The following is a 14,714-nucleotide window of genomic DNA, read 5'->3' as shown; positions in this document are numbered from 1 at the left end:
GGGGGGGCCGGCCACCGGGGCCGGGCGAGGGGAGAGGAACGGGCGCCTGGTCTCAGGCCGCTCCGCCCTCCCCGGCGGCCCGCTCGTCCAGAAGGGCGGCGAGGTCGGCGAGGACCGGCCGGCTCATCAGCTCCGCGGGGGACACCGTGCGGTCCAGGGCCACCGCCATCTGCAACATGCCCAGCGAGGTGCCACCGGCTTCGAAGAAGTGGGTGTTCCGGCCGATGTCTTCGGCAGGAAGCTTCAGGGCGTTCGCCCACAGCCCGGCGAGGCTGCGCTCGCGATCCGTACGGGGCGCCTGGAACTCGCCCTCGTTGGTGCTGAGTTCGCCGACCATACGGGTCAGCGCCTTGCGGTCGATCTTGCCGTTGGCGGTGAGCGGCAGGGCGGGGAGGTAGTGGATGCGTGCGGGAACCATGTACTCCGGCAGAGCGGTACCCAGTTCCTTGCCGACGGTCTGCGCGGAACGTTCCTGGGCGGCGGAGTAGAAGGCCACCAGTTGCTTGGTCTCGCCCTCGCCCGCGATGACGACGGCACTGTCGCGCACCCCGGAGACCCGCAGCAGCTGGTTCTCCACCTCGCCGATCTCGATGCGGAAGCCGTTGATCTTCACCTGGGTGTCGCGGCGGCCCAGGAACTCCAGCCGCCCGTCCGGCAGCCAGCGGCCGAAGTCGCCGGAGCGGTACATCCGGGCGCCGGGGTGGTGCGGGTCGGGGACGAACGCGGCGCGGGTGCGCTCCTCGTCGTTGACATAGCCACGGCCCACACAGATGCCGGAGAAGACGATCTCGCCGGGAGAGCCGAGCGGCACCAGCCGCAGCAGTTCGTCGACCACGTAGATCCGTACGTTGGCGATCGGCCGGCCCAGCGGCACCGACGCCGACGCCGGCACGGTGCGCATGACCTCGTGGTTGGTGTCGTCACAGGTCTCGGTGAGGCCGTAGGCGTTGACCAGCGCGACCTCGGGGAAGGTGGCGAACCAGCGCGCCACCAGGTCCTTCTTGAGGGCCTCGCCGGTCGCGGAGACACAGCGCAGATGGGGCAACTCGCGGGGGTGGCGCTCCAGTTCCGTCAACACCACCTCCAGATAGGAGGGGACGACCTGGACGACCTCGACGCGGGCGTTCTCCAGCGTCTCGACGAAGCGCCCCACGTCCAGGACGGCGCTCTGCTCGATGATGCGGGTGCGGCCGCCGACGGTGAGCGCGGCGACCAGCTGCCACAGCGAGATGTCAAAGCACTGCGGGGCGGTCTGCGCCACCACGCCGCCCTCGCGGACCCCAAGATCCTCGATCTTGGCGAGGAGGTGGTTGAGAAAGCCGGCGTGCTCGCACACGGCGCCCTTGGGCCTGCCTGTGGATCCGGAGGTGAAGTAGATGTAGGCGGCCTGGGAGGCCGCGACGGGCAGGTCGGGGTCGGTGTCGGGGTGGCCGGCGGCGAGGACGTCGTCAAGGTGGTGCGCGCGGACGTCGGAGGCGGCACGCAGGGCCTCGGGCAAGTCGGCACAGGCGTCGCGTTCGACGAGTACATGGCGGCACTGGCTGCGGGTGAGCATGCCGGCGATCCGGTCGGCGGGGAAGTGCGGCTCCACCGGCAGGTAGACGCCGCCCGCCTTCAGGACGCCGAGCACGGCCGCAAGCCACTCCAGGTCGCGCTCGCTGACGACGGCGACGACGTCCTCGTCACGCAGGCCGTCGGAGCGCAGCGCGTGGGCGATGCGGTTGGCGCGGGCGTTCAGCTCGCGGTAGGTCCAGGAGCTCGCGCCCTGTTCGACGGCGATGTCTTGCGGACGCAGGCGGACCTGCTCCTCGAAGAGCTGGTGGACCCGGCGGTCGGGCAGGTCGCGGTGCGGACCGGCCAGCCCGTCCACCTGGAACCGGGTCTCCGCCGCCGGGAGCGGACTCCACTCGTGGTGGCCGGCCTCGGGGTTACGGGCCAGTTCCTCCAGAGCGGCCAGCAGATATCCGGAGATCCGCCCGGCCTGGTCGGCGTCGAGCGCGTAGGGGCGGTGCGCGAGGACCAGGTGCGGCTGCGCACCCGAGGTGTCCACCCCGACAGCGAGAACGGTCTCGGGGGCCAGGTCGCCCGCGCGCGGGGCGCGGCCCGCGACCACGACCGTGTCGAAGAGGGCTTCGGTGCGGCCGGTCTCGGCGCGCAGTTCCGCAAGCGCCGCTTCCGGCCGGCCGGTCACCTCAGCGGTGGCCCGGGCCGCGGTGTTCAGCAACTCCCGCCACGGGCCGTCGGCCACCGGCACCGGGCAGGGCAGCGGCTGCGCCACGGAGCCGTCGGCGCTCAGACGACCTACCACGACGGCGGAGTCGGAGGTCAGGGCCGCCAGCACCCGTGCGCAGACCGCCAGAAGCACGGTGTCCGGGGTGGTGGCGAGGTCGTCCGCCGGCCGTCGCAGCGCCTGAGCGGCCACGGCCGGTACGGGCGTGCGAAGTTCCTCGACGATGCCCGGTTCGCGCTGCTCGCCGGACCACCTCGGGACAGGCGTGTACCCGCCCTCGGAGAGCACTCGCTGCCAGTACTCCCGGTCCGTCGACGATCCGGCAGTCGTGTACCGCTGTGCGGGCTGGCTCTGCCGCTCGTCTTGCCGAACCTTCACTCGCCCTAACCTTCCATCGCGAACGCCCCGACCGGGCGTCCGACAGCACCTGTGCCATGGTCGGTAGCGACGCTAGGGCAGCAGATTATTGGCTAGGTATCGGTTCGAAACCCCAGGGCTATCGGGGTGTGAGCCGGCATCAGCGTCCTGGTCATGAGTCCTCGCTCGCACCGGTGGGCAGCAGCGCCCGTACCTCGAACCGGCCGTCCTCCATGACTCCCACGTGCAGCGTGCCGCCGAGCATGGAGGCCCGCTCCCGCATACCGAGGACACCGTGCCCGCTGCCGCTCAGGCGCTGCGCGGGGACGGTGGCCGGGGTGTTGACCACCCGCACCACGAGATCCCGCTCGCCGTAGGTCAACTCGATGTGGACCTTCGCACCCGGTGCATGGCGCACCACATTGCTCAGTGCTTCCTGAGTAATGCGAAAAGCCGAGAGTTCGACATGGTGGGGCAGGACTCGTGGAGTACCCGATATCTCCGTCTTCACGGTCAGACCGACCGCCTGGACATTGCCGACGAGTTCATCGAGATTCGCCAGGGTCGGCTGCGGCGCGTATCTGCCGTCCTTGCTGCTCGCACCGGCATCGTCGGACCGCATCATGCCCAGAATGTGGCGCATCTCAGTCAGGGCCGCCAGCGCGTTCCGACGAATGCTGCCCAGGCTCTCGCGCATCGCCTCCGGCGGATCCTCGACGAGAAACGGGGCGGCTTCCGCCTGTACGGCGACGACGGACATGTGGTGGGCGACGACATCGTGCAGTTCACGCGCGATGCGTGCCCGTTCCTCCAGCAGGGTCCTGCGGAACCGCTCGATTTCGGTAAGTTCCTCCTGCCGTCGCAACTGCCGCTGCGCTTCCTTGCGTCCGCGCACGGCGGCCAGCAGTACCAGCCCGCCCCCCGACAGCATTCCGAAGGCCAACAGGCCCTTCCCCGCTCCCTCGGGGCTCAGCGCGGCCCCGAGTGCCGTGCCGACGAGCAGCGTCACCAGCCACTGCGCGACGGACAGCCGGGCACTGACCCGCCAGGCGACGAGCAGCGTGACAGTCAGATGCGCCAAGAACCCCATCTCGGTCCATGGCCAGGGTGTCAGGCCGGCGGGCGCGGCGTCTCGCACCGCCAGCAGCAGGGGGAACGGCACCATGGCCGCGAGTGACAGCCACCAGGCGGCCACCGGCCGGACCAGGGCCAGAGGCACAGCCGCCGCCTGGACGCACGCGAGCAGCGCCGCAAGGGCCCAGTGTGTCTGAAGCCGTTCGGCGACCACGGCCGTTCCCGGCCCGACGAGGTAGAGCGTGAACACCCCCGTGAGAAGGAGCGGGAGTTGACGAAGCACCCGGTTCCGCGACCGGGGGAAGGTCGGCAGCGGGCGCGGCGAGAAATTGAAGAGCTCCCCGCACAAGGCCTGTACAGGGGAGACCCATCGCTGTTTCACTCCGCGCTTTCGCGGACGCGACGAACTCGCCGGCCTCTGCGGACTCGTTGGCCACTCTGCACCGTCCGGGTAATTCGTCACACAAATCATGATAGAGCCGCCGTACCGCGCCGGAACCGGCACCGCGTCCGCACCGCGCTGAAGGGGAGGGGACTGCCCCCGCCCCCTCCCACACCTTCAACACCCCTGCCAGCTTGGGCGGTTCAGTGCGTCGGGGCCGCCACTGCCGGGCGCGCGCCGGTCTCCCGAACCCGTCCCATGCGCAGCTCGACAAGCCGCGCGATCTGCTCCGCCGGACCTGGATCCATCATGTGGGCGTGTTCGCAGTCCACCTCGACGATCTCGGTGCGGCCTGCCACGAATTCCCCCCACGCCTCGGGCACCACGGCCTCCAGGCGCTTACGGGTGGCCAGTACCAGCAGCAGGTCCGAGCGCAGCACTTGCGGCCGCCGCTCCGTCGCCAGCCAGGCGTTGTTGACGCTCACCTCCAGCGCGGCGGCCCGGTGCTCGCGGCTCAGGTGACGCAGCTCGCTGCTGCCCTCCCCGTACCAATCGACAATCTGGGCGCGCATCTGGTCCGGCGTCGGCTCAGCGGGCGCGTCCTGCGGAAGGCCGTAGATCTTGGCGTATCCCTCGTACATTTGCGCGAGAATTTCGTCGTGTGTCCCGGTCCCCGGGCCGCCGGGTTCGGGCGGGGAGGTGTCCAGCACCGCCAGCAGCCCGATCTCCTGCCCGTCCGCCTCCAGCGCGGTGGCCACGGCCTGCGCCATGATCCCGCCCAGCGACCAGCCCAGGATGTGGTACGGCCCATCGGGCTGCACCGCACGGATCTGCCGGGCGTAGTCCACGGCCAGTTCGGTCATGGACGTGGGCAGTGGCTCCACCCCGTCCAGACCCCTGGCCTGGACCCCGTAGACCGGGTGATCGGGGCTGAGCGCACTCAGCAGCGTCGAGTAGCGCCAGCTGAGACCCGCGATGGGGTGTACGCAGAACAGCGGGGCCGAGCTGCCGGAGGTGCGCAGCGGCAGGATCACGTCGAAGGCTCTGCTCCTGTCCCCGTCCAGGTGCTCGCACAGCCGGGCCGGGGTCGGCGCGGCGAAGATGTCCCGCAGCTCCAGCGGGCGGCCGAGCGCCTGTCCGATGCGGTGGACCAGCCGGGTGGCGAGCAGGGAGTGGCCGCCGAGCTCGAAGAAGCCGTCGTCCACGCCAACCCGCTCCACGCCGAGCGTCTCGGCGAACAGGCGGCAGACCAGGTCCTCCTGCGGTGAACCCGGCGCCCGGTACTCACCCGCGGCAACCTGCACGGGTGCCGGAAGCGCCCGGTGGTCCAGCTTGCCGTTGGGCGTCAGCGGCCATCGGTCCACCAGGACGAAGCCGCTCGGCACCATGTAGGCGGGCAGCCGTTCGGCGACCTCGGAGCGCAGCGCGCGCGGCGTCAACTCGGCCTGCTGGGCGAGGGGTTTCACGTACGCCACCAGGCGCTGATCGCCCGGCCGGTCCTCGCGGACCATCACCACGGCCCGCTCCACCCCCGCGCAGTCCGCGACCGCGGCCTCCACCTCGCCCAGCTCCACGCGGAAGCCGCGGACCTTGACCTGGGTGTCCGCGCGGCCCCGGAACTGCAACTGCCCGTCGGCGTTCCACACCGCCAGGTCACCGGTGCGGTACATCCGGGCGCCAGGGCCGCCGTACGGGTCGGCGACGAAGCGCTCCGCGGTCATGCCGGGATTGGCCAGGTAGCCGCGCGCCAGACCGCCGCCGGAAATGTACAACTCGCCCTCGGTGCCGGGCGGTACCGGTTGCAGCGCCGTGTCCAGGACGTACATCCTGTTGCCTTCGATCGGCCGGCCGATGACCGAAGCGGCGGCCGCGTCGGGAACCAGGCGCCGGGTGAAGCTCACGTCGCAGGTGGCCTCGGTGGGCCCGTACGCGTTGATCAACAGCCGGTCCCGGCCCCAGAACTCGGCCAGTTCCGGGGAGAGCGGTTCTCCGCCGGTGATCATCGTGCGGAAGTCGGGCAGCTCGGCCCGCGGTACCTCCGCGAGCGCCGAGGGGGCGATCAGCAGGTGGCTGACGCGCTGCTCGGCGAGGAACGCGGCGAGCTCGGGCCCGACCGGGGTATGCGCGGGTACGACCAGGCACGCGCCGGACAGCAGGGCCAGGCAGAACTCCGCGATCGACACGTCGAAACTGGGCGAGGCACATTGCAGCACCCGGCTCTCGGGTACCACCCCGTAGTGGGCCGACTGGTTGGCGGCCAGCGCGCCGATTCCGGCGTGGCTGACCAGGACGCCCTTGGGGCGGCCGGTGGAGCCCGACGTGAAGACGACATAGGCCGGGTTGACGACCCGCAGCGGGGTGGTGCGGTCGGTGTCGCTCAGGTCCGTCCCGGGCAGCGCGGCCCGCTCGGCGGCGGTGGCCGCCCCGTCGACCAGCAGCGTGTCGAGGCCATCGGCGCGTGGCAGCCGGTCCGCCAGTTCCTCGGTGGTCAGCAGCAGCACCGGCGCGCTGTCCGCCAGCATCGCGGACAGCCGCTCGGCCGGGTAGGCCGGGTCGAGCGGCAGGTACCCCGCACCGGCCTTCATGACGGCGAGCATGCCCTCCAGCATCAGCGCCGAGCGGGGCAGCGCCACTGCCACGTACATCTCGGGCCCGACGCCCCGGGCGACCAGCTGCCGGGCCAGGCGGTTGGCCCGCTCGTTGAGCTCGGCATACGTCACGGTGGTGTCCGCGCACGCCACCGCGGGCCGCTGCGGAGTACGCCGCACCTGTGCCTCGAACAGCTCGGGGAAGGTGGCCGCCCGCCCCACGGCATCCGCGTCGGACCCGCTCTGAAGCAGCGTCCGGCGCTCTTGCGCCGAAAGGATCTCCAGTACGGAGACCGCGGTGCCGGGGTCGGCGGTCGCGCTCTCCAGCAGCCTGGTCAGCCGCTCGGTCAGCCGCCGCACGGTGTCCGGCTCGAACAGTTCGGCGGCGTACTCCACCAGTCCGTCGATGCCGGCCGGGGCGCCTTCCTCGGTGTGGCTCTCGCCCATGTTGAAGGCCAGGTCCACCCGCGCGTTGCCGACCGCCTCACCCTCGGCGGAGACCCGCAGCCCGGGCAGGTCCATCGAACCGCGCTCGTTGTTCTGGAAGACCAGGGTGACCTGGGTGAGCGGGGCGTGCGAGAGGGAGCGGCCGGGGTTGACGGCTTCCACGATCCGCTCGAACGGCAGGTCCTGGTTGGCGTAGGCGCCGAGGTCCGTCTCCCGCACCCGGGCGAGCAGTTCGCGGAAGGTCGGGTCCCCCGACACATCCGTACGCAGCACCAGGGTGTTGACGAAGAACCCGATGAGGTGGTCCAGCGCCTCGTCGGTGCGCCCCGCCAGCACGGCGCCGATCGGGATGTCGCTGCCCGCGCCCAGGCGCGAGAGCAGTGCGGCCAGCGCCGCCTGGACGACCATGAACACCGTGACGTCGGACTGCTTGGCCAGCTCGGCGATCCGCGCGTGCAGCGCGGCGTCCAGAGCGAAGCGCACACCGGCCCCGCGCTGATCGGCCACCGCCGGCCGCGGGCGGTCCAGAGGCAGCTGAAGCAGCTCCGTCACTCCCGCCAACTCATTGGTCCAGTACTCCACTTGGCGTGCCGCGACACTGCCGGGGGACGACTCGGCGCCCAGCAGCTCCTGCTGCCACAGCGCGTAGTCCGCGTACTGCACGGGCAGCGGCTGCCACTGCGGGGCCCGGCCCGCCGTGCGGGACCGGTACGCGGCGGACAGGTCGCGGGCCAACGGAGCCATCGACCAGCCGTCGCTGACGATGTGATGGGTGAGCAGGCAGAGCACGTGCTCACGCTCGGACACCTGGAAGAGCGTGGCCCGCAGAGGAACCTCGGTGGTCAGGTCGAAGGCGTGACCCGTCGCCCCTGCCAGTGCCCCCGGCAGGTCCTGCTCGCCCGCGAGCTCGACGAACTCCAGCCGTACGTCCGCCTCTTGGACGTCCAGGACGATCTGGCACGGCTGGCCGGCGAACTCGGCGAAGCGGGTGCGCAGCACCTCGTGCCGCTCCACGACGTCCGTGAGCGCGGCAGCCAGCGCGGCGCGGTCCAGGTCTCCGGAGAGCCGCAGCGGCAGCGGGTTGTTGTACGTCGCACTGGGCCCGTTGAGCCGGAAGGCGAACCACAGGCCGCGCTGGGCGTAGGACATCGGCACCCGCTCGGGGCGTTCCACCGCCGCCAGCGGCGGCCGGGCCGTGTCCGCGTGTGCCAGCCGCGCGGCGAGGCCGGCCACCGTCGGCGCCTCGAAGACCGCACGCACCGGCAGCTCGGCCCCGAAGGCGGCACGGACCTGGCTCAGCAGTCGGATCGCGGTGAGCGACTGACCGCCCAGGTCGAAGAAGCTCTCGTCCACCGAGCGGCAGGGCCGCCCCAGCACCTTCTCGAACAGCCCGCAGAGGATGTCCTCGGTCGGCGTCTGCGGGGCCCTCGGACCCCGGTGGGCCGGGCCGTCGCCCTGGGCGTGGGCCCCGGCGCCGTCCCCGGCCGGCGCGGTGTCCCGGCGGAACGCCGACGGCAGAGCGAACTCCACGTCCCCGGCGCTGCGGTCCGGAGCGGCCACGACCGCCTTCAGCACCTGGGTGAGCGCGGTCAGCACCGCCTCCGCCTCGTCCTCGTCCAGCAGGTCCGGCTGGTACTCCAGGTCGATCCGCAACCGTCGCCCGGCCAGCCCCGCGACGACGCGCAGCGGGTAGTGCGCGGCGTCGTGACCGCCGGCCACCTCCACCCGGACGCCGGCGTAGGACGGGCGGGCCGCGTCGTCGTCCGGGTAGTTCTCGAACACCACGAAGGTGTCGAAGAGGTCGCCGTGTCCGGCCATCCGCTGTAGCCGGCCCAGCCCCAGGTGGTGGTGCGGCAGCAGCGCCGCCTGTTCCCTGCGCAGCCGGTCGAGGTTCTTGAGCACCGACTCGGTGCGATCCAGCCGCACCCGCACCGGGATGGCGTTGATGAACATCCCGATCATCGTGGTGATGCCGGGGATCTCCGGCGGGCGGCCGGAGACCAGCGTGCCGAAGACCATGTCGTCCCGGCCGGTGAGCCGGGCCAGCACCAAGGACCACGCCATCTGGACGAGGTGGTTGGCCGTCAGACCGCGGTCGCGCACCAGCGCGTCCAGATCGGCGGCGAAATCGGCGGGCAGCGAGGTCTTCACGCGCGCGGGCATGCCCGGCACCCGCGACGGGTCGGCGGAGAACGCCAGCGTCGGCCCTGCCAGTCCGTCCAGGGCTTCCCGCCAGGCCGTCTCCGACCGCGCGTCGTCCTGCTGCGCCAGCCAGCCGAAGTAGCTGCGGTGCGGCACCGGCCGGGACAGCGCCGAGTCGTCACCCCCGCCCTCGTACAGCGTGAACAGCTCCCGGACCAGCACGGGGACCGACCAGCCGTCCAGCAGCATGTGGTGGCTGGTCATCACCAGCCGGTGCCGATCGGCGCCCAGCCGTATGAGGGTGAAGCGCATCAGTGGCGGCCGGTCGAGCGAGAAGCGCCGTGTCCGGTCTGCGGCGAGGAGCTTTTCCTGGCGCGCCTGGGTGTCCGCGACGTCGCCCGCCGAGAGGTCGACCTCCTCCCACGGCAGCGGCACGTCGCGGTGGATCACCTGCATCGCCTGGCCGTTCTGCCGCTGCCGAAATCCCGCGCGCAGGTTGGGGTGGCGGCGGATGAGCACCTCGACGGCCGTCCTGAGGGTCTTTGCCCGCAGCGGTCCCTCCAGATCGAGGACCATCTGGGTGTTGTAGACGTCGACCGCGTCATCGTCGTAGAGGGAGTGGAAGAACATCCCCTCCTGGAGCGGGGTCAGCGGCAGAACGTCTTCGAGCGCGGCCCGGTTCATCAGAGCATCCTCAGTTCTGCTTCGAGTTCGTCGATCTCCGCCTGAGAGAGACCGAGGGCAAGGTCGGAAGGGCTGTGGCCACCGGTGCCGGCCTCCTGGGCGTGGGCGGTCAGGGCGTCCAGGGCGGTGAACCACAGATCGGCCAGTTCCCGGACGTCCTCCTCGGGCAGGATCCCGCCCGCCCAGGACCACGTGACGCTCAGCCGGGGGCCATCGGCCAGGTCCTGGGTGAGTGCGTTGACCGCGAGAGGGTGCGCCAGCGGCATCCCGCTGTCCTGCGGTACGGGCGAGGGCAGGCCGCCGGCCATCGTCCACGGCCGGCCCCCACCGGCCGCCGTGTCCGTCACCTCGAACCGCCCGAGATAGTTGAATGCCAGCTGCGGAGCCGGAAGCACGGACAGTACGGGGCCCAGGCGCGGGTTGAGGTAACGCAGCATGCCGTAGCCCACGCCGTTGCCGGGAAGCGCCCGCAGCTGCTCCTTGATCAGCTTGAGGGACTGCCCGACCGCCGGCCCGCCGGCCCGCACCTCGGCCCAGTCCGCGGCGGCCGGTGTCAGCCGTACCGGGTAGAGGCTGGTGAACCAGCCCGCTGTACCGGACAGTTCGGCTCCCGGCAGGATGTCCTCGCGGCCGTGTCCCTCCAGGTCGACGAGCACGCCGTCGGCAGCCTCGCCTCGGCGTCGTCGCCACTCGCGCACCGCCAGGGCGAACGCGCTCAGCAGCACTTCGCCCACGTTGGCGTGGAACGCCGCGGGGACGGACGTCAGCAGCGGCTGCGTGCGCTCGGGAGGAAGACTCAGCTCCAGGGTGCGCACCGTCGCGGCGGTGTCCCGGCGGCGGTCCAACTCCCTTGCGCCCAAAGGAGCTTCACCGCCCGACGCGCTGTCCGGCGCGTCGGCGGCGGCCCGCGTCCATACGTCCAGCCCGGCCTCCCACGCGGGCTCCTGCGCCGCCTCGGCGAGCCGCTGTGCCCACGACCTGAAGGAGGTGGCCACCGGCGTGAACTTCGGATCACGCCCGGCGGACGCCGCCTCCCAGGCCACCCGCAGATCCGGCACCAGGATGTGCCAGGACACCCCGTCCACGGCCAGGTGGTGCGCCACGATGTGCAACAGCCCCAACACCTCGGGCCCGGCGTCGTACCAGACCAGTTGGATCACCGAGCCGTTCTCCGGGGAGAGTCGCAGCCGTGCCCGCTCCCCCTCGTCGGCCATGACCGCGTCCCGCTCCCGCGACGGCAGGGCGGCGATGTCCACCCGGTGCAGCACCGCGGTGGCGGCCACCGCCCCGCGCTCCGCTACGACCGGCTGCCAGGACCCGTCCTCGGCGGTCGTCATCCGCAGGCGCAGCATGTCGTGGTGGTCCAGCCAGCTCTGCACCGCGGCAGTCAGCCGGTCCGGGGCCGCCCCGGCCGGAACCCGCACCGTCACCGACTGGTTGAAGCCCGACACCGGGCCGTCCAGCTCGTGCAGCCAGTGCATGATCGGCGTCAGCGGGAAGGCCCCCACGCCGTCGTCCGCGGTGGCCCAGCCGGAACCGGGCAGCTCGGCGGCCACGTCGGCCAGCTCCGCCACCGTCCGGTGCAGGAAGATCTGCTGCACCGTCAGCGAAAGCCCGTTCTCGCGGGCCTGGGACACCACCCGCATCGAGCTGATGCTGTCACCACCGAGTTCGAAGAAGTTGTCGTCGATGGTGACGGTGTCGAGGCCGAGGACGCCGGCGTAGATCCCGGCCAGGGTCTCTTCCCGGGGGGTGCGGGGGGCGCGTCCGCCGGCGGTGGACCCGGTGAAGACGGGAGCGGGAAGCGCCTTGCGGTCGATCTTGCCGTTGGGAGTCATCGGCCAGCGGTCGAGGACCACGACGGCGGCCGGAACCATGTAGTCGGGCAGCCCCTCGGCAAGGCGCGTGCGGAGGTCGGCAGGGTTGACCGCGGACCCGGCCGCCGTGACATACCCGACCAACTGCCGTTCCCGCGGCCCATCCTGCCGGACCATCGCCAGCGCTCCGGTGACGCCGGGGAGGTCTGCGAGCGCCGTTTCGATCTCGCCGAGCTCGATGCGGAAGCCGCGGACCTTGACCTGGTTGTCGGTGCGGCCGAGGTATTCGAGGGTGCCGTGCGAGGTGTACCGGCCGAGGTCGCCGGTGCGGTAGAGGCGGCTGCCGGGCGGACCGTAGGGGTTGGCCACGAAGCGCTCGGCGGTCAGCTCCGGGCGGCCCAGGTACCCGCGGGCCAGACCAGGGCCCGTGCTGTAGAGCTCGCCCGCCACGCCTGGCGGCACCGGGCGCAGTCGCTCGTCCAGGAGGTAGACCTTGGCGTTGGTGATGGGGGTGCCCATCGGCGGCACAACGGCGCCGGTCAGGGGCCGGCTGACGGTCGAGCAGACGGTGGCCTCGGTCGGACCGTAGGCATTGACCAGGCGTCGGCCCGCCGACCAGCGGCCGACCTGTTCGGGCGGGCAGGCCTCGCCCGCCACGATCAGCGTCATGTCCCGCGGGAGCGAGCCGGGAGGCAGCACACCGAGCACGGCCGGGGGAAGAGTGGCGTGAGTGACGCGCTGCTCGGAGAGCAAGGCGGTCAGCTCCCCGTCCGCGGCAAGACGTGCCGACGGTGCGAGGACGAGGGCGGCGCCATGGGTGAGAGCCATGATCAGCTCCCAGGCGGCGGCGTCGAAGCTGAGCGCGGCGAACTGCAGAACCCGCGACCGGTCCGTCACGTCGAGGTGCGCGCCCTGTGCCGCGGAGAGCGAGGCGATACCGCTGTGGGTGACGATCACGCCCTTGGGACGGCCGGTGGATCCCGAAGTGTAGATGACGTACGCGGGGTGGCGCAGATCCAGCGGAGCGAGCCGTTCCTCGTCGCTGATCGGCCCGTCCGCGAGGCCCCGGGTGGCGTCGTGGTCGTCCAGCAGCACCCTCGGGCACGCGGTGGCGGGCAGCTCCACACCTGACGTGGTGAGGACGCAGGCCGGGGCGGCGTCGGTGAGCATGTAACCGATGCGGTCGGCCGGGTAGTCCGGATCGATCGGCAGGTACGCCCCGCCCGCCTTGTGGACGGCGATGGCGGCGACGACCAGCTCGGTCGAGCGGGGCACGGCCAGGGCCACCAGCCGCTCCGGCCCCACGCCCTGGGAGATGAGGAGGCGGGCCAACCGGTTGGCCCGTCGGTCCAGTTCGCGGTAGGAGAGAACCGCGCCCTCAAAGACCACAGCCTCCGCCTCCGGGGCACGGGCGACATGGGCCTCGAACAGCTCCGGCATCGTCAACGCCGGAACCTGCTGCTCCGTGGCATTGCGGCCGTCGAGCAGTTCCCGCCGTTCCTCGTCACCGAAAATCTCCGCACTGCCCACCGCCTGATCGGGCTCGGCCACGACGGCCCGCACCATCCGGACCAGCCGCTGGGCCAGCGCCTCGGCACTCGCGGCCTCGAACAAGTCCGTGGCGTAGGTGAGTTGCCCGGCGAAGCCGGCCGGTTCACCGGCTGCCGAGTACCGCTCGGTGAGACCGAAGACCAACTCGGACTTGGCGGCGTCCAGTCCCACCGGCTGGGACTCCACTCGCAGCCCCGGCATGACCGGAGCGTCCCCCGCGCTCTTTTCAAGGTTGAGGGAGACCTGGAAGAAGGGGGTGTGCGAGAGGGTATGAGTCACCCCCGCCGCGTGGACGACTCGCTCGAAGGGAATGTCCTGGTGGGCGTAGGCGTCCAGGTCGGCCTCCCGCACCCGAGTCAGCAACTCACGGAAGGTCGGGTCACCCGACACGTCCGTACGCAACACCAGAGTGTTGATGAAGAACCCGACCAGATCATCCAACGCCTCATCCGAACGCCCCGCCACCGCGGTGCCGATCGGAATATCCGTACCCGCACCCAGCCGCGACAACAGCGCCGCAAGCCCGGCCTGCAACACCATGAACACCGTGGCATCACACGCACGCGCCAACTCCACGATCCGCGCATGGAGTTCGGCGTCCAGTACGAAGTTCTCGGTAGCACCGCGATAACTGGCAACCGCCGGCCGAGGCCGGCCCAACGGAAGCTCCAACAACTCCGGAGCACCACTGAGCTCCTTCTGCCAGAAAGCCAGCTGCTGAGCGATCAGACTGTCCGGGTCGTCCTCCTCACCCAGCACGTCACGCTGCCACAGCGCATAGTCGGCGTACTGCACCGGCAACGCTTCCCAAGCAGGCGCCAGCCCACCCACACGAGCCGTATAAGCAGCGGACAGATCCCGCGACAGCGGACCCATCGACCAGCCGTCACCAGCGATGTGGTGCAGCAGAATCAACAGGACGTGCTCACGCTCGGACACCCGGAAGAGAGTGAACCGCAGCGGCACCCCACCGGCCAGATCGAACCCGAACGCCGCCGCCTCCGCCAACGCCGACTCCAACCGGCCCGGCTCCCCCACCTCCACCAACTCGACCACAGGGTGCGCCTGTTCACCGTCCAGCACCACCTGGAACGGCTCACCCGATTCCTCCACGAACCGCGTACGCAGCACCTCATGCCGCCCCACCACATCGGCCAACGCCGCCTCCAGAGCGACATGGTCCAGCTCGCCGGACAGACGCAGAGCGATCGGAATGTTGTACGTCGGACTGGGACCCTCCACCTGGAAGGCGAACCACAACCGCCGCTGTGCGAACGACAACGGCAGCGCATCGGGGCGCGCCGTCGCCACCAGCGCCGGCCGCGCCGAGCCCACCGTCAGTCGGGAGGCGAGTGCGGCGACGGTTGGTGCTTCGAAGACGGCGCGGATGGAGAGCTCGGCGTCCAGTGCGGTGCGGATGCGACTGGTGAGCCGGGTCACCA

Annotated in this window: 4 protein-coding genes; all 4 read right to left on the bottom strand. The window is 71.3% G+C overall.

The genetic code is table 11. The annotated features are described in order from the left end of the window. Nucleotides 1-52 precede the first annotated feature (52 nt). Entirely contained in the window at nucleotides 53-2,608 is a 2,556-nt protein-coding gene (locus ACFYM2_RS34310; RefSeq protein WP_388841757.1) for an amino acid adenylation domain-containing protein, read from the bottom strand. Nucleotides 2,609-2,759: 151 nt separating this feature from the next. Further along, nucleotides 2,760-3,911 (bottom strand): histidine kinase, encoded by a 1,152-nt coding sequence (locus ACFYM2_RS34305; protein ID WP_388462427.1) that lies wholly within the window; start codon nucleotides 3,909-3,911, stop codon nucleotides 2,760-2,762. Nucleotides 3,912-4,246: 335 nt separating this feature from the next. Beyond that, nucleotides 4,247-9,904 carry an amino acid adenylation domain-containing protein gene (locus tag ACFYM2_RS34300; protein ID WP_388841754.1) on the bottom strand — a complete coding sequence of 1,886 codons (5,658 nt, stop codon included), beginning with the start codon at nucleotides 9,902-9,904 and terminating at the stop codon, nucleotides 4,247-4,249. Further along, a partial coding sequence (locus ACFYM2_RS34295) for an amino acid adenylation domain-containing protein (RefSeq protein WP_388841751.1) occupies nucleotides 9,904-14,714 on the bottom strand: 4,811 nt, incomplete at its 5' end. The genes ACFYM2_RS34300 and ACFYM2_RS34295, both read right to left, overlap by 1 nt.

It is taken from the genome of Streptomyces sp. NPDC006711 (assembly GCF_042869775.1).
Taxonomy (GTDB): Bacteria; Actinomycetota; Actinomycetes; order Streptomycetales; family Streptomycetaceae; genus Streptomyces.
Note: the sequence above shows the minus strand (reverse complement) of the source record. Positions and strands in the feature narration are given on the sequence as shown.

Bases quoted from the DNA above. Each gene is read 5' to 3' on its own strand.
- ACFYM2_RS34300 (WP_388841754.1), bottom strand. From the start codon at position 9,904: ATGAACCGGGCCGCGCTCGAAGACGTTCTGCCGCTGACCCCGCTCCAG.